Genomic DNA, 22870 nt, shown 5'->3' with positions numbered 1-22870 from the left:
TCACTGATGGTTATTTGATGACTATCTAACGATAAAACTTAGTCGTTTTTTGGCCTTCTATTTTATAATACAGCCAAATTTGACCGTTTATAAGCAAATTGTTAAGTTTTATCGCTAATTTCTTAACTCTACTTGAATAATAAAACCAGTAACCGCATATTACTACCTGTAACAAAGAATGTTTTGTCATGAAACTTCCCATTATTACAGCTTCCGGTTATGGCACCAAGATAGATAACAAATAGATAATAGACAGCCATTTAGCGTTACTATTTATCTATGGCTTAAGTTTTGCGAGATTTACGCACGACTTATTATCTTGGTGTTGCGATGGTGGTTTGATGTTTTTTGTCAGTCGGTGTTATGACTGGGTAAAAATAAATAACCCTGTATCGCTGAACAGCAAATATGATCGGCGGTTTACTCTACCCTAAACGATATAAAGAGTAAGCCGCTGCTGATATTAGCGTAGTGTATTGACCCTATCATTGAGACGCATGGTTTAGCGCTGCTTTGATACAGGTATCTACGTGCTTGCTTCAATAATTTAATCATGACCTTACCTGTGTTTGTTAGGGAGTCGTTACGTTCAGTCTTATCTATTGTCGATGAAGGAATCATCTGATTTATCGCCTTCTGGGTTTTTTGCGTCTGTTTTTTGCAGGCATGGCTTTTTTGATAAGCTTTTTTTGACAATAGATACTTGACTGTGACAGCGCTGCACGTGTTTATAGAAAACTCACACGCGGCACGACTTTTTAATAAACAAACTGAGCGCACACGACAGTTATTTAACCGTGTCCCTCAGTTGAAATGCAACCTCGGTATATGTGCTATTGGCATACACAAGCGAGCATTTACGGTAAGTAGGATGGCTAAAATCAGGAGACATCCATGCAGCGTATTACTTATCGTGTGAAAGTATCAGCGCAAGGGGCCAAACGCCGTATTTCTTATCTACTGCGTCCATCTAAGCGCCTACCAAACACCAAAAGTAACATCGTTTCATCCGTTACCCCTACTACTTCAAATCGGTTTGCCAAGACCAAAAAACTGGTGCAAGTGTCTAGTATCGCCCTGCTCTCGCTACCTGCTGAGAGCCTAACGACGATGCAGGCAAGCGTACCGGCCTATGACCATGTCATGCTAGACAATACCCTGACCGTCGCTGCTGTTCCAGGAAATAGCACGTATTTTGCGACCGATGGGTTTCAGCATGGTTTTGGGTTTGACTTGGTACGTACTTATGCTGACGAGCTCGGTGTCGATATCGACCTAAAAGCCTACGCCAGCGAAGAAGCAGCCTTACATGCTCTAAAATCTGGTGAGGCGGACATGGCATTGACTACCGCCAGTACTCAACTAAAAAGCCAGCTAAATTTGTCATCCATCAACGTCAGCTGCGGCTATGATGCCAGTTTGACCAAAAACGGCCTACATCCAAAGGTCAGTTGGTCGTTTAATGCCCCTGATGATCCATTGTCACAAAAAGCCAGTTATTTTTTATGCGATAGTATTAAGCTAAAAAACACCCAAAAGCTGGCCGCGTTTTATAATCAAACCCTACTAAAAGACGCTTATAGTCAAGATCACTTTAAAAAAACACTGACAGAGAGGCTGCCTGATTATCAGTCGTCTTTTGAGGAGCAAGCACGTAACTACAATCATGATTGGGAGCTGTTGGTTGCGATGGGCTATCAAGAGTCACATCTGGATGCCAATGCGGTCTCGCCCACCGGCGTACGCGGCCTGATGATGCTTACCAACAATACCGCCAAAGCGATGGGCGTATCAGACCGTGTGGACCCGTATCAAAGCATCGGCGGCGGCGCGCGTTATTTAGAACAAATGAAAGATGAGTTCGCTGATGTGCCAAAGTCTGATCGAATTTGGTTTGCACTAGCAGGGTACAATATGGGTCCAAATGCGGTCAAAAGCATTCAGCGTAAACTGCGCGCGCAAGGCATCGATGATAAGAGCTGGGCCAACGTCTATGCCTATCTCGCAGAACACAGAGCTTCTAACAGCCGCTATGGTCAAGCGATGCACTATGTCAGCAATATCAGAAGCTATCTTGAAACCATTAAGACGCAAACTGTCTAATGACATGACACTCAAAAAACGCAAAAGCGGCTCTTATGATAAGAGCCGCTTTTTTGTGTGATGACTATATACGCTATTAACGATTGGGTACCGTCAGACGCTGACCACGCTGTAGCATGGTGTCGGCTGCGATATTATTCATATCTGCCAACTCTTGGGTCGACACTCCGTATTTACGCGCCAGCCCGATAAGACTATCTCCTGAGCCCACAGTATAGCTGACGGTTGCTTTTGGTACTTTTAATGTCTGTCCGCGTTGCAGCTGGGCATTGGTTGCCAAATCATTGGTCGCCGCCAGATCTTCTACCGACACACCAAACTCTCTGGCAAGCGCAATCAAACCATCGCCTGACTTGACCTTGTAGTTTTCGGTATTGCCCAGCTTTTTGCCGCTGCTGACTGTACTGGTTGAGGTATTGCTCGTCGCATTGCTGCTTTGGCTGCTGGCACGAGAGACCACTGGGCTACCACTAGCGGGAATCGTAATGGTACGGCCTAGTATCAAGTTTGAGTTGGTCTTTAGGTTATTGGCGGCAGCCAAGTCACTCAGACCGATATTATAACGTCTTGCCACGCCCGTTAGGGTATCACCGGATTTGACCTTATAACTGACCGCTTTATCATTTAGCTGACGATCGACGATATCTTTGGACGCAGGCACTTTAATCGTTTGACCACGTTGCAGGCGAGCTTTGGCATCAAAGTTACTGTTTACCGCTGCCAGCTCTGCTGGACTGACGCCAATACTGTTGGCAATACCAATTAAAGTCTCACCTGATTTTACCTTATAACTGGTGGTTGCCACTGAGCTTGCACTACTCTGCGCTCTACTGCTGCTAGTACGAGAGGCCGCGTCTATGTCTGCGTTGGCAGGTACTTTTAGGGTTTGCCCGACATATAGAGAGTCTGTGCTGTTAAGGTCGTTGAGACTGGCCAAAGTAGCGGTTGGCACATTGAACTGACGCGCCAAAGCGATCAAGCCATCCCCTGCTTTTACTCGGTAGCTCTGGGTCGCCGTGGCAGATTTACTGGGTTTGGATGATGGCGCGGCAGGTGTCGTTGCAGGTGCAGTGACTTTGCCAGGTACCAGCCACAGTTTTTGACCTCTGAGTAAATCCGCGCGACTACTTAGGTTGTTATAACTGGCCAGCTGCGTGACCGATAGACCAAAGCGGTTGGCCGTCCCAATCAGCGTATCGCCCCCTTGTACTATATAGCTTTCTGGCTGGTTGGCCGCTGTGCTGCTCGCACTGCTCAGAGGCTTGATGGGCTTGGCATTGTATAGATACAAGGTGCTGCCAGACAGCAGCTTGGCGCTGGCATCTATTTGGTTCCATTCGGCGATATCGCGCCAGCTCACGCCAGCTCGACTGGCAATATTGGACAGCGTATCACCACGTTTTACCGTATAGGTGCTACGTGTGCCTTGTGGCTTTGGCTTGCTGACTGGCGTTTTTGCAAAGCTCAGTTTTTTTTCATCGCCTGTCGCCTCCAAGATAGACTGCTGCGTCTGCACCGCTGATAAGTTGATGTTGCCATCGGCGTTGATGACATTGGTCTCAGGCGTGCTGCTGCGTATCTGCTTGGCAATAAAATCACGTTCTTCTTTGCTCAAAGGCGGCTCTTGAACGATGGTATTGTTTTGAGTGATTTTTGCAGACGTGGTCGGTAGGCTGTTGCTGCTTTTTAGCTCAGCATTGATTTTATTGGTCTCGGCGGTGGTCAACGGCGGCTCAGTATGTACGGCGGCGTTGTTGCTATAGACCGAGCTGCTCGTCTGTGTCTTTGTGGGCGAGATATAGCTCGTCGTCTGCTGCGGCACACTGGCATTAGCGGCATAGTCTGCCAATGCGCTGCCAGTAGATGGCAAAGCAGAGCTGGTATAAGGTTTACTATTATAGCTTGGTGAGCTTGAGCTGCTAGTGGTGGTGCTGTTATTACTGGCAGTCAACACATTACCCATGCCATTACCACGTAGCGAGCTGAGCTTGGCGTCTAGGTTGAGGCTCACATCATTAGGGATAATCACCCGCTGCGGGCCTGAGGCATCGACACGCCCTGAGGTGAGCGCGGTATTGAGTCTTTCGAGCTCATCATAACTGACGCCTGTGATTTGTGATACTTCCGATAAACTGACACCATAATTGACGGGCACACTGCGAAAATGCTGACGGTTGGCGATAGCTGGTAGATAGACACCGTACTGCTCAGGCTTGGCAACGATTTCGGCCACTGCCAAAAAGCGTGGCACATAGTTCATGGTTTCGGTGGGCAGTCTAAGTGACCAGTAATCCGTGGGCAGACCACGAGCCGCATTAGCATCGATGGCTTTTTGCACACGACCGGGCCCTGCATTATAAGCGGCTAACGCCAGCTCCCAACTACCAAACTGGTTGTGCAATGCGGTCAGAAAGTCATAGGCGGCGCGCGTCGACTCAATGACGTCACGGCGACCATCATAAGTGCTGCTTTGATTTAACCCATAGATACGGCCCGTACTAGGGATAAACTGCCATAAGCCAGCTGCCGCGGCACTACTGGTCCCGCTTGGGTCATAAGAGCTTTCGATCACAGGCAATAGCGCCAGCTCGGTTGGGATATTACGGCGCTCTGCTTCTCGCACTGTGTGATAAATATAACGACTGGCACGCGCAGTCAAACGGTTTAGATACTCTTGTCGACTGGTAAACCAGCTTTTTTGTGCTTCGATACGCTGGTTATAAATTGGCTGTCCGCCGTTCATACGGTAGCCGGCACGCAAACGATTCCACAAATCACCGTATTGCTGAATGGCAAGTTTGTTGCCTTCTACCATGGTCATGTCTGTCGCTTCTAACAAATCCGCTAACTCATCTAAGCTTTCAGCATCAAGATAAGCGGTAGAGTAATCCGTGGTGGCAGATTTTGCTGCTTGCTTACCAGCACGCTTGGCAACCGTCGCTGAGGTGTTGGTCGCGCCTTTGTTTTTTACCGGCGAGGTATTGCTACAAGCACTGATGAGTAACGTCGATACCGCAAGCGTCAATGGTAACGCAATAAATGAGCGAGGGTTTGAGAGCACAGTAGACATGATATTGGAGGTTTCCTAACGACAAGAAGTAATGAGATAAGTTGCTTGATAGTATAGTCTGCAATGTAAAGCAAAGACCAGTCTGATGTAAAGACCTTAAGCAAAAATTACGGCCGCTCTTTTTTGTGACTTTTATGAATATAAGCATAGATATATAAACAAAACCTTATAAGGAATGGTTATATATCATGGATGAGCTGTATTTATTCACCATCTTAATGCTCGATGGTCTTAACTAGCTACTCTTAATCAGATACTATTAATGAAATACTCTTAATTAATAGTCACTTGTGAGACCGCACGCAATAAGACAGCATTGCCCGTCGAGAGCGTCAAGGTCACCCGCGAGGTGGTGACAAACGAGACCTGCTGACCATCTTTTACCCAGCTTTCATTGGTGGTCACATTGGCTTTAGCCTGTCCACCTGTGATGACGATGTTATCGACAGAGATATCGTAGCGATAATTGGAGGTGTCGTTCCAGCTGTTTTGCAGCAGTTTTAGATAAGCTTCTTTGTCCAGACTGGTTGATTTTCCTTTTCTAGATAACGAAATCAGCGCATCATCAGAGACCAAACGTGCAACTTGGTTGATATTTTGGCTGTTCGCTGATGATTTCATGGCAGCGGCGTAGTTTTTTACCAATGCTTCTGTCATGGTCGCCGCCTGCGCATTGATCGTGATGGTGCTTGCAGCAGCAACGACAGCGGCCACACTGGCACTTTTTATCATCAGAGCCAAAAGCCCGTTTCCCCATACTCGTTTCATGATAATCCTTAGCGATATTATCGGCGTTATGGTCATACATTTTCTATTTATCATACATTTTATATTTATCTATGTATTGATATAGAGACCACAAGCGCATTTATCGTCTGACTAAATAGGCCACCTATACTAAGTATAGGTATTGACGCCTTAATATTGACTTTACGAATCATTTTGGTAATTTTTTTAGTCCAAACACGGCAGACTCGTATCATAGTGTGAGACTATCATTCAATTCTCACAGCCATGTGACACCCTGTGTAATTATTGCGAATATCTATAACGATAGACTATCTTGAAGTCTACAGTCATATCAAGCCTTACTGATTATCACAATAAGACTTGATAACGATGGAGACTCAGAGCAGCGCGGCGGCAGCGTAATCAGTCACGCTTAGCATTTTCTGAGCCATTGTCTTCAGACTGTTCATCATCGCTGAGCTTCATACCGAGGCGCTCTACGCGTCTGTCCATCATTTGCCGTGCCAGCGCCTGCATGTCCTCGACGCGGTCTATCTCATCGACAATCTCCAGCCCGAGCAAGGTTTCAAACACATCCTCCAACGTCACCAAGCCTTTGACTTCCCCATACTCACCCACAGTAATGGCAATGTGAACACGGTTTTTTAGCATCAGCTCTAGCAAGTCAAACAGCTTCATCTTTGAGAATACAAAGGTGATCTCTCGTTTAAACTGGGTCAACGGTTTGTGCATAGCGTGGTTGACTTTGGCCAGCAGCATATCTGTTTTTAGCACAAAACCGGTAATATTGTCCAAATCACCATCATAAATCGGCAAACGCGAAAACGTCAGCTTAGGGCGATCCACCAGCAGCTCAGCCACGGTTTTATTTTCTTCAAAAGCGAGCATCACTGAGCGCGGCGTCATGATATCCTCAACCTTGATAGCGCCAAAGGCCAGCAAGTTACGGATAATGCGCGACTCTAGCGGGTCTATCTGACCTGACTCCTCACCGATACTGGCCAAAGCAGCAAACTCACGGCGGCTAAAGGTTTGCGGCTCTTTACCGCGCACCAGCAGTTTGGTGAGGCGCTCTGATATCCAAATCAGTGGATACAGCAGTAAGATAATACCGCGGACAAAATAAGCAACCAGACCGCTAAGCTGACGCCAGTACAGCGTGCCCAAAGTCTTGGGAATGATTTCAGACAAAAATAAAATCGCCAGCGTCATAATCGCCGAAAACAGTCCAAACCAAGCACTACCAAAGACGATAGTCGCTTGGGCACCAGCGCCGATAGAGCCAAGCGTGTGCGCCACTGTGTTTAATGTCAAAATAGCGGCCAGCGACTGATCGATATTGTCAACTTTTAGGCTTTTAAGCATTTCCGCTTTTTTGGGGTTGCTTTCTTGTACGTCCGCGATAAAAGACGGCGTCATACTCAGCAAAACAGACTCGGCTAACGAACATGCAAAAGACACGCCGATAGCCAGTACGACAAAAGATATCAGCAGCATCACACTCAGCGCTGTTGGAGCAGCCGCCGCATCAGCCGCCCAAGCCAGCTGCGGTAGTAGCAAGACGGCAGGCAACGGCAGCACCGCGAGTAACGGCCGACCAAAACGAGCAGGACGACACATCTTTGGGGGAGGTTCTGCTGACTCATCTTGACGACAAGCCCGCGGACGATTTAAACGAGGTACAAACATAAAAGAGGTGGACAAGTTAGGTAACCTAAACAGAAAAGAAGAAAAAAGATAATATCATGAGTACGCGCCGCCAAACATCTACCGCATAAAAGCTGGTTAATACTCGATAAACAGGCACTCATCGATGCCCACCACCTTGCCTGACAGCTTGTCTTATAAGCAGTTAATAGCCCAGTCAGTCAACAACCAACATCTGGCTGCTGTGCGTGACATTTTATAAGGACAGCTTACCAGCCCTACCCTCTGGGTATCGTGTGGCGGCAATTATTGCCATTTGATAGTAGCATTGATGATAATATTTCACAATAAGCCGCGCTTTTTAAGTGCGATTTTTTAGGTACGCCGTTTATCCCCGAGGTTTTACGTTTCGTCATACGGGTTTTTGGCTAGCATTTGATGCGGTCAATCGCCCGATATACCAGAGAAAACACACCCAGCTTATGATTAACAGTTACCAAGTCTGGGATTTTTTGTTACTATGCGTCTAATTTTATTATTGTCTATGACTTACTGAGAGTAAATTATGTTGCTATTTATCCAAGCCGCCCATGCGGCTCCAGAAACTGCAGGCGCTGCGTCAATATTTGGCCAGATCTTATTGCCTGTCGCTTTTTTTGCGATTTTTTATTTTTTAGTCATTCGTCCGCAGTCTAAGCGTACCAAAGAGCATCGTGCTATGGTCAATGCGCTGAGTGTCGGCAATGAGATTATCTTTGCCGGTGGTCTGATGGGCCGTATCAAAGACATCGAGGGCGACTATGCTGTCGTCAGCTTGAACAACAACACAGATGTAAAGATACAGCGCGCTTCTGTCATCTCAGTATTGCCTGCTGGCACTATCGAGAGCGTATAATTATCAGCCGTGCTGTATTTATGATCGTGCGCTCGTCGTACTGATAAATACGTACGTGCCTAAAAAATGACCGTACCTTGTCTACGGTCATTTTTCGCTATAAAGTAGCAAAACCTTGCATTTTATAATGCCAAAGACGGCGATAAGTTGTCAGCTTTATGTTATCGATAATCTTTCGATAACAGATATTTTAGATGACGGCGCAAAGCGTCATCTGTATTATTTGCTTTATTGTTTTATGCTTTATTATCATCGCGGATGATCGCAATGGTACATGACAACGACTGCTAAATACGGCACTCGACCATTGCTATCGCTAACTTCCCATCTGCTAACTTGTGGCCTACGTCGCCAGTCGTTTATCAACCTAAAGAAGTGATTATGCAATATCCCGCTTGGAAATACTTACTCATCGCCGTCGTGCTTATCATTGCCGGTCTGTATGCTGCCCCCAACCTCTACCCTGACGAACCTGCCGTACAGATTACCAGTGCCGCCGCAGGTACTCAGCTGTCTGAAGGTATTTTGACCGAGTCACAAAGCCTCCTTACTGAGGCAGGTCTGGACAGTCATGATGGTACGTTTGAGGGCAACAGTGCGCTGGTACGCCTAAAAAACCCAGTCGATCAGCTCAAGGCGCAAGAAGTACTGCGCCAAAATCTGGGCGAGGACTATGTTGTGGCGCTCAACTTAGCACAGACCACGCCAGAGTGGCTACGTAGCATCGGCGCAAAACCGATGAAGCTTGGTCTGGATTTGCGCGGCGGTGTGCGCTTTGTCCTCGAAGTCGATATGGATAAGGCTCTCGAGCAGCGCTTAAGTAGTGCGAGCCGTGATATGCGCCGTGAGCTACGTGCTGAACGAGTGGCGGTCAAGGGCATCAAAACTGAAAACCAAAGTGTCGTACTGCATTTTGCCGATACCGACGCGCGTAACCGTGCTCAAAACATCCTACAAGGCTCAATGGGCAATACTTTTAGTTTGCAGTCTTCGATTGATGAGCAAGGCCCAGCGCTAATCTTGGCATACAATGACGCCACTCTCGATGAGATCAACAGCTACGCGGTCAATCAAAACCTCACGACCCTACGTAATCGTATTGCAGAGCTGGGCGTGACTGAAGCCTTGGTACAGTCACAAGGCGCTAGCCGTATCGTGGTCGAGCTACCTGGCGTACAGGACACAGCCGAGGCCAAACGTGTCCTTGGACGTACGGCAAACCTTGAGTTTCGTATGGTCGCTGAAGACGCTGATACCTACACAGGCGGCATTCCACCAGCAGGCACTGAGGCTTTTCCCTTTGAGACGCTCGATGGCCCTCCAGTACTGCTAGATCGTCAAGCCATCGTCACAGGTGATAAAGTCACCAATGCACAGACAGGCGTCGACGAAAACGGCTCGCCTGAAGTGAGCATCACGCTAGACAGTGCTGGCGGTAAGCTAATGCAAAATGCCACCCGTACTGCTGTTGGCAAACAGATGGCGGTTTTGTTTATCGAAAACAAACAAAGAATCACCTATGAAGAAGACCCAGAGACTGGCGAGACCGTCGAAGTACGTACGCCTTACGCTGAGACAAAGGTCATCAACCGCGCCAATATTCAAGCGGTACTTGGCTCATCTTTCCGCATCACGGGGCTAGATAGTAGTGCTGAAGCAGCTGAGCTGGCGCTGTTATTACGCTCAGGTGCCTTAGCGGCCCCGATGTACTTCGTCGAAGAGCGCACCATTGGCCCATCACTCGGGCAAGAAAACATCGAAAAAGGCTTATTTTCGACGCAGGTTGGTTATTTGTTGGTCTTTGCCTTTATGATTGTTTTTTATCGCCTCTTTGGTGTCATCGCCAACGTGGCCCTAGCGGTAAACGTCATTATTATCATCGCTATTATGTCGATTTTAGGTTCATCGCTTACCCTACCAGGCATTGCAGGTATCGTTTTGACCATCGGTATGGCGGTCGATGCCAACGTCCTGATTTTTGAGCGCATACGCGAAGAGCTAGCCAACGGCGTACGGCCAAAATCCGCTATCGTGGCAGGATTTGATCGCGCCTTTAGTAGTATTTTTGATGCCAACCTCACCACGTTGTTGGTGGCGTTTATCTTGTTTGCCATCGGTACAGGCCCGATCAAAGGCTTTGCGATTACGTTAGCTATCGGTATTGTCAGCTCACTATTTACCGCCATCTTGGTGACACGTGCGCTGGTACAAATTGCTTATGGTAAGCGTAAATCTATCAAACGTTTGAGCATCGGTTAGGAGAACACTATGGCGATCGATAAGAACAACCCTTTAGAACAAAACAATCCAGATCGAAATGGTCCAGGCGGCTCAAACACAGACGCTAGCAGCACACGCCGCCGCAAAAAACCACGCCGTGATGGCAAAGGCAGCAACAACCAAGCCAAATCAAAAAAAGCACGCCGCGGCAATAGCGGTGATAACGCCGCGCAAACGCTCAGCACCCAAGCCATCGATCCAAATCTGGATATAGGTGATGCAGAGGACTATGCAGCAGCGCAAGCAGAAGGCGGTATCAAAGCGATAGGCGATCAGCGCATCATTCCATTTATGAAGATAGAAAAGCCAATGGCGCTTTTATCGCTCTTGATGGTCATCGGTAGTATCATTGCAATTGCGGTCAATGGCCTAAACCTAGGCCTTGACTTTACCGGAGGCGTCTCAGCAGACGTACGCTATGAGCAACCTGTCGAGCAAGTAGAGGTCGTACAGGCTTTAGCCGATGGTGGCTTTGATGATGCTGTGGTACAGTATTTGGGTACTCGAGAAGAGCTGCTGGTACGCCTACCGCCGCAGTCTGATAATGTCGATGGACTAAATGCCAGCTTGACCCAAGCATTGGCACTGCCCGATAATGCTGCTGATATCAGCAACGTCAATATCATCGGTAGCCAAGTGGGCAACGAAGTGTATTTAAACTCCGTCATGGCGTTGGCGCTGGCACTGGTTTGTATGCTCGGTTATGTGGCCCTACGTTTCCAATTTAAGCTATCATTGGGAGCGGTGCTTTCGCTGTTTCATGACGCCATCGTTACTATTGGTGTTTTTGCCCTATTCGGCTTTCCGTTTGATTTGACGGTGTTGGCTGCTATTTTGGCCTTGATCGGTTACTCATTGAACGATACGATTGTCGTCTATGACCGCATTCGCGAAAACTTCCGCCGCGTCCGTGGTATCTCACCGCGTCAGACGATTGACCTGTCTTTGACAGAGACGTTGCGCCGTACGATTATGACCATCTCAACCGTGTTACTTGTGGTATTGGCCATGATGTTCTTAGGCGGTGATGGACTATACTGGTTCTCAGTAGCGCTATTTATCGGTCTACTGGCTGGTACGTATTCATCGACTTACATCGCAAGCTCAATCCCACTACGTATGGGACTGTCACGTGACGACTTTATTGTAAAGGTAAAGCCAGAGTTTGAAGAAGAAATCGTGACGTTTGACGATCCAAAAATGTACGAATAAAGCCGTATTTGGCTATGATGGCATTCTCTTATCTCATGGCCAACTGACAACATAAACACAAAATTTGTATCTTTAATACAATAATAGCGTGTAAAAAGAAGCACCTGACTCACCAGCTGTGAGTCTAGGTGCTTTTGTCTTTTTGCTGCGTTTACGGACTGCTGACCACAATCAGGTCAATATAAGACAGCCTCAGCCAGCAAAAAGACGTGTACCTATCACGTATCATCATATTGTATGTCGATTTTATTTAGCATCACCTACGACAGCGCACTGTCTTTAACAAAGGGCATAAAACGGGTCAAAAATGTCAGTTACCGCCTCCTCTGCTAACGCCTTACCACCGATTGATACCCGCTACGCGCGCATCATCGCAATTGCGCTGCCAGTTTTGCTGGCAAATCTGGCCATGCCGCTACAAAGCGTGATCGATACGGCCATCGTCGGCAATATGAATGATACTGCTAAGCTTGCAGGTATGGGGCTTGCAATACAATTGCTGTCTTTACTGCTAGTCAGTTTTAACTTTTTGCAATATGCATCGTCTGGGCTATCCGCGCAAGCTCTGGGGCAACTGGCGGGCCGTATGGACGGAGCAAGCGAAGATAAAAACACGTCTGCTTATCATACTATCGCTCCTTTGCTGTCCATCTTACAGCGTGCTTTATTGTTGGCCACGGCTATCGGCTTGGTATTGCTGCTGACAAAACCATGGCTGATAGACTTTGGCCTACAGGCACTATCGGCCAATCCTGAAAGTGGCCGCGCGGCCAAGACGTATTTGGATGTGCGTTTTTGGGGTGTCATCGCCGAGCTGATGAACTTTGCTTTTATTGGCTGGTTTGCAGGGCAAGGCAAAACCCGTTATATGCTGTATCAGCAGGGCTTTATCGCCGTGCTCAATATTGTCCTAACGCTGTTTTTTGTCTTTGGGTTACAGATGGAGCTGGTCGGTGTGGCACTGGGCACCACCATTGCGTTTTGGTCAGGTGTATTGCTGGCTTTATGGCTGAGCTGTCGGCACCTAAAGATATCTTGGCAAACCTTGATTTGTGCTGATCGCCAGCATTTTACCAAAGAAAAAATGCTTAGGCTATTTTCGCTGAATAAAGACATCTTTATACGTACGCTGATTCTCACGTTAAGCTTTGCTTGGATTACCCGTCTATCTGCTCAAAGTGGCGATGTTATATTGGCTGCCAATGCCATATTATTACAAGTATTGAGCATATCAGCTTTTGCTTTAGATGGCGTCGCTGTATCAGCTGAGACGCTGAGCGGACAGGCAGCTGGGCGACGCGACTGGGCAAGCTTTCGCGTCGTTATCAAGCGCACTGGGGTCGTCAGCTACACACTGGCTATCTTATTAAGCGCGGTTTGGTGGCTGGCCATGCCTATCTACCTGCCATTTATGACCAATATCGAGGCTGTATTTCGCTTAGCTGACCAATATCACTGGTATGCGGTGCTCTTACCCTTAGTCGGTGTGGGCGCGTATTGGCTGGATGGCATATTTTTTGGTCTGACTGCTGGTAAGGTGATTCGGAATGCCGCGCTTATATTAGCAGCTGTATTTTTTCCGCTGAGCTGGCTACTCTATCAGCAGTGGGATATGACTGGTATTTGGCTCAGTGTCTGGAGCCTATTGCTACTCAGACTTATCATTTTAATAGGTTTTTTATATCGGGCTCATCAGACAGGCGAGTATGAAAAGCTCCAAATAGACGCGTAAGGCGGTATTTGCTCCGATGTTGATATCGTCAGTTCAATATAAAAACGTTATAGCAAGTTAATAAAAAAAGTCAGTAAGAAAATTAGGATGTCACGTGACTACTCAATCAAAACCATTACATCAGCAGCATAGGACCCACTACGACTGGGCCGAGGGATTTAAAAAAAGTTTGCCTGTGGCAATGGGTTATCTGCCAGCGGGGATAGCCTTTGGTGTGCTCGCGCAGGTGGCGGGCGTCCCTATATGGGCGACCATTATGCTCAGTGTCGTACTCTATGCAGGCGCCGCTCAGTACGCCTGCTTGCCCATGCTAAGTGCCGGCCTACCGATTGGCAATATGGCAACCAATATTGCCGCAATTAACCTGCGTCATGTGTTTTATGGCATACCATTGCTCCACTCTCTTCCGCAAAATAAAATCGCCAAAACCTACTGTTTGTTTGCCTTGACCGACGAGACATTTTCGGTGATGACCAGCCTACCTCAGGAGTCAAGGCGGTCGCTCATTTTACCCATTAGTCTGTTTAACCAAAGCTGGTGGGTGTTGGCGGGCGCGATCGGTGTGATGATCGGCAGCACCCTTAGTGATATGGTGCCGCATTTAGATTTTGCGCTGGTCTGTCTGTTTGCGATATTGGCCTATGAGCAGTTTCAGAGCATCAAACGCTATTTTCCTATTGGCATTGCCATTGTTGCGCTACTGATTGCCTCACTATTTACCAGTAACTGGTTATTATTGGTGGCCATTTTTATTTGTATGTTGATGATTTTGGCACGTGGTTTTTGGGTACAGCGCGGTATAAAAGGAGACGCTCATGAGCAGTAGTTATCTGATTTTAGCCACCTTTGCGATGGCTGCAGTGACCTTTGTCACGCGTGCACTCCCCGCTTTGATACCAAAAAAGCTGCTGGACACGCCGTGGCTACACCGTTTAAACGAAAGCCTGCCCTTATCAGTGATGGTGCTGCTTATCCTCACCAGCCTTTCTTATCAAAACTTATCAGTGACCACCGGTATGCATAGCGCAGAGCTACATTTGCTGATGGCACAGATTGGCGCGCTACTGTTGGTGCTACTGGTTTATCATATCAGCCGTCAGTTATTGGTCAGTATGGTCGTTGGTATCGCTGCCATTAATGGGCTGCTATGGCTGTTTACTCAGTTTTTGGGCTAACAGTTTTATAGCAGCACCGCTTTATCTTTATCTTGTGATGAAAAAGGCTGAACTCTGATAAGAGTCCAGCCTTTTTATTAGATACTATGAGCGGCTGCTCAGTGAGACATTATAGCTCTTCGACGCCCATCATATCGACTGGCGTATCAGCGACGATTTGCACGCCTTTTTTACCTGTTTTGGCAGTGTCGCTGCGCTGCTCTTGTAGATGGTCAAGATAGGCTTCGTTGATTTGACCTGTGATGTAGCAGCCATTAAACACGGCACAATCAAACCCTTCTACTTTGCTGTGCTTGGTGTCCTTGACCGCGTCAATCAAATCCTCTAAATCTTGAAAAATCAAACGATCAGCACCGATGATATCACGCACTTCCTCTACCGTATGACCAGAGGCGATCAGCTCGCTACGCACCGGCATATCGATACCATACACGTTTGGATACTTGACTGGCGGCGCGGCACTGGCAAAAAACACTTTGTTGGCACCAGCATCACGCGCCATCTGGATGATCTCGTGACAAGTCGTACCACGGACGATAGAGTCATCTACCAACAGTACGTTTTTGCCCTTAAACTCAAGCGGTACTGCACTGAGCTTTTGACGGACAGATTTTTTGCGCTGCTGCTGACCTGGCATGATAAAGGTACGCCCGATATAACGGTTTTTCATAAACCCTTCACGGTACTTGACGTTCATCTTTAGCGCCAGCTCCATCGCAGAGGTGCGCGAGGTGTCTGGAATAGGAATCACCACGTCGATATCGTGATCATCGCCCCACTCTGCAAGGATTTTGTCTGCCAGTTTTTCGCCCATGCGCAAGCGTGATTTGTAAACCGAGATGTTGTCCATAATAGAGTCTGGACGGGCAAAGTAAACATACTCAAAGATACAAGGTGTGTATTCTTTTTGCTCAACACATTGATGGGTATGCAGCTTGTGATCCAAATCGATAAAAATCGCTTCGCCTGGTTTGACATCACGAATGATGCTAAAGCCTGACCCTGTCAATGCCACAGACTCGGATGCCACCATGTATTCGGTGCCACCGTTGGGTGCCATGCGCTTACCAAAAATCAGCGGACGAATACCGTTTGGATCACGAAACGCCAATAAGCCGTGACCTGTGATCAAAGCGACCACGCCATAAGCGCCTTCGCAGCGGCTATATACCGCTTTTACCGCTTCAAAAATATCGTCAGCGCTTGGGTTGGTTTTGCCCAAGTTTTGCATCTCATGCGCTAGTACGTTGAGCAGGACCTCAGAGTCAGAGTCGGTATTTAGATGGCGACGATCTTCGATGTACAGCTCTTTTGCCAAACTCTCAGCATTGGTTAAATTACCATTGTGTGCCAAGGTGATGCCATAAGGCGAGTTGACATAAAATGGCTGAGCTTCTGCGCTGCTAGAGGTGCCCGCTGTTGGATAGCGTACGTGGCCGATACCAAATTTGCCGACCAGCTTGATCATATGACGGTTCATAAACACATCACGGACCATGCCGTTTTCTTTACGCAGATAGAGTCGTCCATCTTGCAACGTCACAATACCTGCTGCATCTTGCCCGCGATGCTGTAGCATCGTCAAGCCATCATAAAGAATCTGATTGACTGGCTCATGAGCTGCAACCCCAACGACTCCACACATAGTTTTATCCTATTTTGACCCATACATTAGTACTACAATGACGACGAGACTTTAGAGCGGCCTGTTTAACAGCCAGCATCGCCTTGCCATCTACCTGATGATATCTCTTACTACACTGATGTGTTATTTGTCAAAAACGCCCGCTATCGACTCTAGAATGTCGATTGCCCGTTTATGAGCTGTAATTGCTATCAAATCATTTTTTATCAAGGAAGAATACGAAGATAATGTCATAAAATTTGGTCTAACCAAAATTGGCCGATGATATCGAACGCTTAAGACTGATTGACCTGATCCCACGCCATGCCCAGTACATCTGACACCAAGGCTTTACCCATCGGTGCATAAGGCAATAGCTCTGGCGCGAGGACGGACGTTTGCCACTGCGGCATTTGTACCAGCAGAGGCGCGCTGACACTCAGCACCACCAAGACCATCAGTACGTTTTTTGCCGCGCCAAGTACGCCGCCTGCCATTTTATCCAACACACCCAAACGCAGCGTCTGAAGAACACCGGAGAATATAAAAGCAACCAAGTGCATAATGGCCAAAATAACAATCACCACCAATAAAAACGCCATGGCTATCTGCAAAACAGGGTTCTGTACCACACCCACCAGCTGCGGAGCAATCGAACCTGCCAACCGAGTGGCGGCGATCAGGGCGACAAACCAGCCCAGCAAACCTACTGCCGTCTTAATCAGACCTACCTGAAAGCCGCGCCAAAGTCCAACCAAGACGACGATAGCAATCACGATATCCAAACCACTCATGTCCTATGCCTCATTGGTTGTATCATCTGTATGGTGAGAGAGTGCCGCTGATGACATGCTTTAGCTTTCCATGGCGTCATAATAGCCGCCGATCGCCTGAATACAAGACTGTACCAGACCCGGCCCACGATAGATAAGCCCAGTATATAGCTGTATCATATCGGCTCCTGCTTCGATTTTTTTGACCGCTTTGGCACCGCTGTCGATACCGCCAACCCCAATCAGTGCCACCTTGCCCTCTAGCTGATCTGAGAACTGCTGCAATATCTGGGTGCTGGTATGGCTCACCGGACGACCTGATAGCCCGCCTGCTTGATCGCCATCTCGCAGATCCTCAACCCCGACTCGGCTCAGCGTGGTATTAGTTGCGATTAGACCGTCAATCTCAAAGTCTATTAATTGCTGCGATATATAGTCAACTTGTAATGGCTCTAAATCTGGAGCGACCTTTAGCACCAATGGCACATAAAAGCCATATTCGCTAGCCAGCTGACTGTGGCGGTTTTTGATCGTATGCAGCAGCTGCGTCAGTGCTTCCCCACTTTGCAAATCGCGTAAGTTTTTGGTGTTGGGCGAGGAGATATTGACCGTAATATAAGAGGCATGCGGATAGACACGCTCAAGACAGTATACATAGTCATCGGCCGCCTGCTCTACAGGGGTGTCGGCGTTTTTACCGATATTAATTCCGATATTGCCTTTGTATTTACACCGCTTAACGTTTTTTATCAGATAATCAACGCCCTGATTATTAAACCCCATACGATTGATAATCGCATCGGCTTGTTTGATTCGAAAGAGTCTGGGCTTCTCATTGCCCGCCTGCGCTCGAGGCGTGACGGTCCCGACCTCAATAAAGCCAAAACCCAGCTCCGCCAGCGCATCGATATAATCGCCGTTTTTGTCCAGTCCAGCGGCCAATCCTACAGGGTTGGAAAACTGCAATCCCATACAGTCAGTGGGCTGCATCAACTGACCATAGGCCAACCCCAATACACGCGCTCTGTGCGCTTTGTCCAATAAAGACAGTGTCATCTCATGGGCGTGCTCAGGATCCATATTAAACAAAAAAGGGCGAAGTAAGGCATAAGACATAATGGTGGCAGACCCTGCTCGAAAGTTATGGTGAATGAAAAGTGCGAATAAGATCAAGCGCTGCGATTATATCAGCTTAACAGAAATAAGAGCAAAGTTTCATGGGCTAAATTTTTATATTAAGGCACAGGGCGATTGTCTGTGAGTGCAATCCAGCCTCTGATGATTCGGTAAAGATGCCAAATAAAAGTAAACAGCATTATTAGCAATCCCACCCCTGCCAGTAGTACCGAACCGATGGCCATGTTGTTGCTACTATCGGCCAACATACTCACCCCAAATCCACCGAGCGCAAAGGCAATAATAACAATGCCCAAGACAAACCAAACAATACTGTACCAAAAAGTCTTGATTTGCCAATCAAAATGAGTAGCAAGCCATGAGCCATCGGCATCATGACGCTTAGCATAGTTCATCACGATCGGCACAATCCACAGCAGACCTGCGGTAAAATAACTGACCACATAGAGCAGATAAGTGATGTGATTGTAGGTGATTAAGGAGCGGCGTTTGTCGCTATTCATAGTATCCTTCGCCTGATTGTTATTGTTATTCATAGGATAATTGGCCATTGTACGCATCCATATCTGACAGTGACTGATACTTAGTTCATTGTGTCAAACAAAGGGGTTTTCAATGGTGCATCTATCAATAGCCTGCTGTAGATGACTCACTGAGCGATGGTCGCTTGTACTTGTATCAGCTGACTGGTCAAATCCTGTTGCATCGATAGCTGAGTAAACTGCCAACCTTGCTGCTGCAGCTTGGCAAGTGCGCCACTGACTACCGCTTGACTAGCATGATCAAAGCTGAGCTGTACCGCATCGCCCGCCGCGACGACTTGCGCGTTGGCAATGCCTGAGTGATCAAGTAGCGTACTGACGCGGCTGGCAGGCGGCATGGCCGCTGCGCCGTCTGGAGCAGCAGATGCAGTGAGCGCCTGACTGTCGATATTGCCTGCCTGAGCACGCAGCCAAAAATAGTCAGCCACTTGCGCTTGATAGGCGTTTTTACTGTCTGTTGCTGCTTGATGCATACTATAGCCACCATAACCACCCACAAACACCAATAAAAACACAGACAGTACCGTTAGCGCTAGCTGATCGCGTGATGGCAAGGCATGCCAGCGCGACGATAAGGTGTTTCGGTAATGACTAAAGCGCTCCAATAAAGCATTGTCCTTTATCAGCTTACTCGGCTCAGCAATGCTGTTGCGGCTCTTGGCACGGCGCTGTAAACGTTTCATTTTCTACCTTTTGCTGATTTTGCGATAAGTAAGAAAGACTTAGACTATGAGGTCGCCGTGGCCGCTTGCAAGTCCGCACTCTCTACGACCGCTACTGTGATCTGACCACTGAACTGCCCTTGCTCAGTGCTATTGACCTGAGCCAGCTTTGCATCGATGCCTTGGGCGACCAAGGTGCTGGTAAACTGGTCAAGACTACCACGATCAGAAGCAATCAAGGTAAAACTCAGCGCAGAGGGCTGCATCACCAAAGCTTGTGCATGCAATGAAGACTGTTTGATCAATGGCGATATCCGTGCCAGTGTCGCCATATGAGACGCTTGTGCTTGACTGTCATGGCGCAGTTTTGGTTGCAGCTGTATTTGTAGCTTGTTGCGACTGCTCAGTGGCTCGTTGGCAAACCAAGAATTATACTGATTTGCAATCTCAGCTTTGGTCGCCGTGGCTGCCTGCTGGTACTGATACCACTGCACGCCATCGGTTGCTATTTGTAGCACTAGCGCTGCCAACGCCACCATCATCGCCACCCGCAAATACGGCGATAACTGAGAATCTGCGGATTTTACAAAGAAATTTAGCGCATGGCGCTCAGGGTTTTCAAGTGGTACTGGGGGGTCAGATAGCGGCGTCAGCAGCAGCTGATGATCAGCGATAAGCGCAGCGGTGCAGGCAAACCAATCAGACCGAGCGTCCAGCTCGTCTGGCTGTTCTATAGCGGTGATAGGCGGTAAAACGCTCACCTCGCTTAAGTGCGGAAAACGCTCAAAAATCAGCGGTAAATAACTGACCGCCATGCCCTGCCATGCAGACTGGCGCAGCAAAGTGGTTTGCTCGTCTTGATAAAGCGTGATTTGCTGACCGGCCTGCTCCGTTGGCGCAGGCAATAACAAAAAATCAGGCAATAGTGCGATGAGGCTCATGCCAGCCAACTGCGCGCTTTGTTGCCATGAGTCGATATCGCTCTGTGCCAAGGCATACAATTGATGACGCTCAGCGTGACTGATCTGGCGAACGGCCAACTGCTCCACAGGAGTCAAGGACATCTCTTCAAACAAATACTGCTTGCCACTATTGCCCAGCTGCTTGAGCTGGGCAGTATTTAGCTCAGTATCTACCTGCAATACATGACTGGATGGAAAGTACAGGCAGACCGCATTTTTTCCATTGGCTTTATAACTCCCATACCGCTCTTGTAGCTGCTGCCACCCCTCAACGCTTTGCCAGTGTTGAAGGTCTTCATGCCAGACAGCCAGTGGGCTATGCTGCGCCCGTAACCAAACATGTATCACTAAGCATGTCCTTAATCATTAAAGCATTTATCAAAGGTAGGTGGCGTTATTGTGTAGACAACTGCTACTGGGTGACGATCATAGTCATGGGCAAAACACGCATCACATCAAACAAGCTAATAAGGTTGCTTTGGTACAAAGCGATCCGTTTCCCGCGCCATGCCAGCCATCACAAAGTCCATCTCAAACACTCGTGCTTCTGCCAAGGCAAACGACTCAGGATACTCCCCTATCAGCAGTCCTGCGATGTGAGCGACGATTGACATATGACACACCACAACCAAGCACTCGGCTTCAATATGACCAAGGTCGATCAAAGCTTGATGCGCATCATCTGCTGGCGTAATGTTATCTAGTATGACAAAGGGCACCGTTGGCGCACAGGCTTGAAACGCGGCCAAGGTTTGCTGCGCTCTATCATAAGGACTCACGACAAACTGATCTGGCTGATAGCGCGTCATCACGAACTCTACCGTTTGCGCCGCCTGCTCTCTACCCAGATCTGTCAGTTGACGCGCGCTGTCTGGCCGCGTGTCGTTCTCTGCTTGACCATGACGTACCAATATAATTTTCATAAGCTTCCTTAATGCCGCCTAAGCGCTACATACCTACTGCGAGTTTTTAGCAAGTCGGCTTTTTATTTGGCGTATTATTTGTCTTTATCACTATCCTTGTCAGCGGTTTTGCTGGCTGAGCTTTTCATATGTGCCGTCAGCGCTGCATTGCTATGATCATGCGCCATCACAAACTCGACATCGCTACGAAACCCAGCTTCCATCAGATGCAAAGCCACACCCAAGGCGGCCTTGTCTTCATAAATGACAGCGTAGAGGGCATGAGTAATGGGCATATAGATGCCCTCGCGGGTGGCTTTTTCGTGCACTTGCTGGATGGTATTGACCCCTTCCGCGGTCTGACCCAGCTTTTTGACTGCCGCATCGATATTCATACCACGGCCAAGCATATTACCGATACGAAAGTTGCGACTGAGCTCTGAGTTACAGGTTGCGTATAAATCGCCAACACCTGACAGGCCTAAGAAGGTCAATGGATTGGCCCCCGCCTCGACCCCAAAACGGCTCATCTCAGCCAAAGCGCGAGTCAATATCATGGCCTTGGTGTTTTCGCCGACTTCATAGGCCGCCGCCATACCCATAGCAATCGCATAAATGTTTTTGAGCGCGCCGCCCAGCTCTACGCCTTTGACATCATCACTGGCAAATACCCGAAAAAACGCACTATGCAGCGCGGCTTGCACCGCATGACGCAGCGGCTCAGACTCACTCGCAATCACCGTAGCAGAGGGCATGTTTTTCATGATTTCTATGGCCAGATTGGGCCCTGACATCACGCCAAAATTCACCTCTGGCAACTCTTCTTTGATGATGTCACTCATCAAGGCAAACGTATCTTTTTCCATACCTTTGGTCAAAGAGACAATGGATTGCCCACTGATAAAAGGCGCGATGTTTTTTAGTGTCTCACGAAAGGCCAAACCAGGCACCGCGATAAAAACAATGTCTTTGTCTTTGACTGCAGCGGCCAAGTCATGACTGTATTTTAAGCGATCATCAAGCTTATGTCCTGGCAAATATTTTTTGTTGGTTTGGGTTTTTGCCATCGCCTTAACAGTGCGCTTATTGCGCACCCAAAGCGTGGTATCACAGCCATTCCGCGCCGCGAGGTTTGCCATGGCAGTACCAAAACTGCCGCCGCCCAAAAACGCCAAACGTAGCTTGGTCGGATTGCTATGGATTTTGGCCATGTTTTTTGCAACGGCAGACTCTACCGCACTAGGATTGAGCTTTTTGCGGCCCAGACCTGATTTGGTGGCGCGCTCGATGATGCCTGCCAGCAGACTGTTTTGTTTATCAGAGCTTTGCTTATCCGTGTCATTGTGCTCGTTATTGGTGTCTTTATTACTGTCGTTAGGGCTAGTCATGTTCTGGTATCCGTGT

General features: G+C 48.0%; 18 protein-coding genes. 7 read left to right on the top strand and 11 right to left on the bottom strand.

Annotated features, from left to right (window positions below):
- Window positions 1-894: 894 nt before the first annotated feature.
- Window positions 895-2103: a transglycosylase SLT domain-containing protein gene (locus CAP50_RS06675; RefSeq protein WP_100749460.1), complete on the top strand. Its 1209-nt coding sequence runs from the start codon at window positions 895-897 to the stop codon at window positions 2101-2103.
- Window positions 2104-2179: 76 nt separating this feature from the next.
- Here CAP50_RS06675 and CAP50_RS06670 read toward each other — a convergent pair whose 3' ends face one another.
- The 3 genes from CAP50_RS06670 to CAP50_RS06660 form a co-directional block, all read right to left on the bottom strand.
- The gene (locus CAP50_RS06670; protein WP_100749459.1) at window positions 2180-5173 is read right to left on the bottom strand and encodes a LysM peptidoglycan-binding domain-containing protein; all 2994 of its coding nucleotides are present in this window, start codon (window positions 5171-5173) and stop codon (window positions 2180-2182) included.
- Window positions 5174-5446: 273 nt separating this feature from the next.
- Entirely contained in the window at window positions 5447-5941 is a 495-nt protein-coding gene (locus tag CAP50_RS06665; RefSeq protein ID WP_100749458.1) for a hypothetical protein, read from the bottom strand.
- A 384-nt stretch (window positions 5942-6325) separates the two neighbouring features.
- Window positions 6326-7612 (bottom strand): CNNM domain-containing protein, encoded by a 1287-nt coding sequence (locus tag CAP50_RS06660; protein ID WP_100749457.1) that lies wholly within the window; start codon window positions 7610-7612, stop codon window positions 6326-6328.
- Between the two features lie 523 nt (window positions 7613-8135).
- Between CAP50_RS06660 and yajC the strand changes: the two genes are divergently transcribed.
- From yajC to CAP50_RS06630, 6 genes are all read left to right on the top strand, one after another.
- The gene (gene yajC / locus CAP50_RS06655; RefSeq protein WP_075102080.1) at window positions 8136-8465 is read left to right on the top strand and encodes a preprotein translocase subunit YajC; all 330 of its coding nucleotides are present in this window, start codon (window positions 8136-8138) and stop codon (window positions 8463-8465) included.
- A gap of 381 nt (window positions 8466-8846) precedes the next feature.
- A complete protein-coding gene (gene secD, locus CAP50_RS06650; RefSeq protein ID WP_075102081.1) occupies window positions 8847-10724 on the top strand; it encodes a protein translocase subunit SecD in 1878 nt (625 codons plus the stop codon).
- 9 nt (window positions 10725-10733) lie between these two features.
- Window positions 10734-11957 carry a protein translocase subunit SecF gene (gene secF, locus CAP50_RS06645; RefSeq protein ID WP_100749456.1) on the top strand — a complete coding sequence of 408 codons (1224 nt, stop codon included), beginning with the start codon at window positions 10734-10736 and terminating at the stop codon, window positions 11955-11957.
- A 307-nt stretch (window positions 11958-12264) separates the two neighbouring features.
- On the top strand, window positions 12265-13689 hold the full coding sequence (locus CAP50_RS06640) for an MATE family efflux transporter (RefSeq protein ID WP_100749455.1): 1425 nt from the start codon (window positions 12265-12267) through the stop codon (window positions 13687-13689).
- A gap of 94 nt (window positions 13690-13783) precedes the next feature.
- The gene (locus tag CAP50_RS06635; protein WP_446737507.1) at window positions 13784-14515 is read left to right on the top strand and encodes an AzlC family ABC transporter permease; all 732 of its coding nucleotides are present in this window, start codon (window positions 13784-13786) and stop codon (window positions 14513-14515) included.
- The gene (locus CAP50_RS06630; RefSeq protein WP_100749454.1) at window positions 14505-14864 is read left to right on the top strand and encodes an AzlD domain-containing protein; all 360 of its coding nucleotides are present in this window, start codon (window positions 14505-14507) and stop codon (window positions 14862-14864) included. The genes CAP50_RS06635 and CAP50_RS06630 overlap by 11 nt, the downstream gene beginning before the upstream one ends.
- Before the next feature lie 109 nt (window positions 14865-14973).
- On the opposite strand, the gene purF is transcribed toward CAP50_RS06630, so the two are convergent.
- The 8 genes from purF to CAP50_RS06590 form a co-directional block, all read right to left on the bottom strand.
- Complete coding sequence (purF, locus tag CAP50_RS06625; RefSeq protein ID WP_100749453.1) at window positions 14974-16509, bottom strand: amidophosphoribosyltransferase; 1536 nt, start codon at window positions 16507-16509, stop codon at window positions 14974-14976.
- 275 nt (window positions 16510-16784) lie between these two features.
- A complete protein-coding gene (locus CAP50_RS06620; protein WP_100749452.1) occupies window positions 16785-17282 on the bottom strand; it encodes a CvpA family protein in 498 nt (165 codons plus the stop codon).
- A 60-nt stretch (window positions 17283-17342) separates the two neighbouring features.
- Window positions 17343-18377, bottom strand: a complete 1035-nt coding sequence (locus CAP50_RS06615; protein WP_100749451.1) for a quinone-dependent dihydroorotate dehydrogenase — start codon at window positions 18375-18377, stop codon at window positions 17343-17345.
- Between the two features lie 119 nt (window positions 18378-18496).
- A complete protein-coding gene (locus CAP50_RS06610; protein WP_100749450.1) occupies window positions 18497-18949 on the bottom strand; it encodes a DUF4870 family protein in 453 nt (150 codons plus the stop codon).
- Window positions 18950-19047: 98 nt separating this feature from the next.
- Window positions 19048-19623 (bottom strand): type II secretion system protein GspM, encoded by a 576-nt coding sequence (gspM, locus tag CAP50_RS06605; protein WP_100749449.1) that lies wholly within the window; start codon window positions 19621-19623, stop codon window positions 19048-19050.
- Between the two features lie 44 nt (window positions 19624-19667).
- Window positions 19668-20912, bottom strand: a complete 1245-nt coding sequence (gspL, locus tag CAP50_RS06600) for a type II secretion system protein GspL (protein ID WP_100749448.1) — start codon at window positions 20910-20912, stop codon at window positions 19668-19670.
- 116 nt (window positions 20913-21028) lie between these two features.
- Window positions 21029-21487, bottom strand: coding sequence for a SixA phosphatase family protein (locus CAP50_RS06595; RefSeq protein WP_100749447.1), 459 nt, complete (start codon window positions 21485-21487; stop codon window positions 21029-21031).
- A gap of 74 nt (window positions 21488-21561) precedes the next feature.
- A complete protein-coding gene (locus tag CAP50_RS06590; RefSeq protein ID WP_100749446.1) occupies window positions 21562-22854 on the bottom strand; it encodes an NAD(P)H-dependent glycerol-3-phosphate dehydrogenase in 1293 nt (430 codons plus the stop codon).
- Between the last annotated feature and the right edge of the window lie 16 nt (window positions 22855-22870).

This window comes from Psychrobacter sp. L7 (genome assembly GCF_002810365.1).
GTDB lineage: Bacteria > Pseudomonadota > Gammaproteobacteria > Pseudomonadales > Moraxellaceae > Psychrobacter > Psychrobacter celer.
The sequence above is the reverse complement of the archived record's forward strand: the minus strand, read 5'-3'. Positions and strand labels throughout refer to the sequence as shown.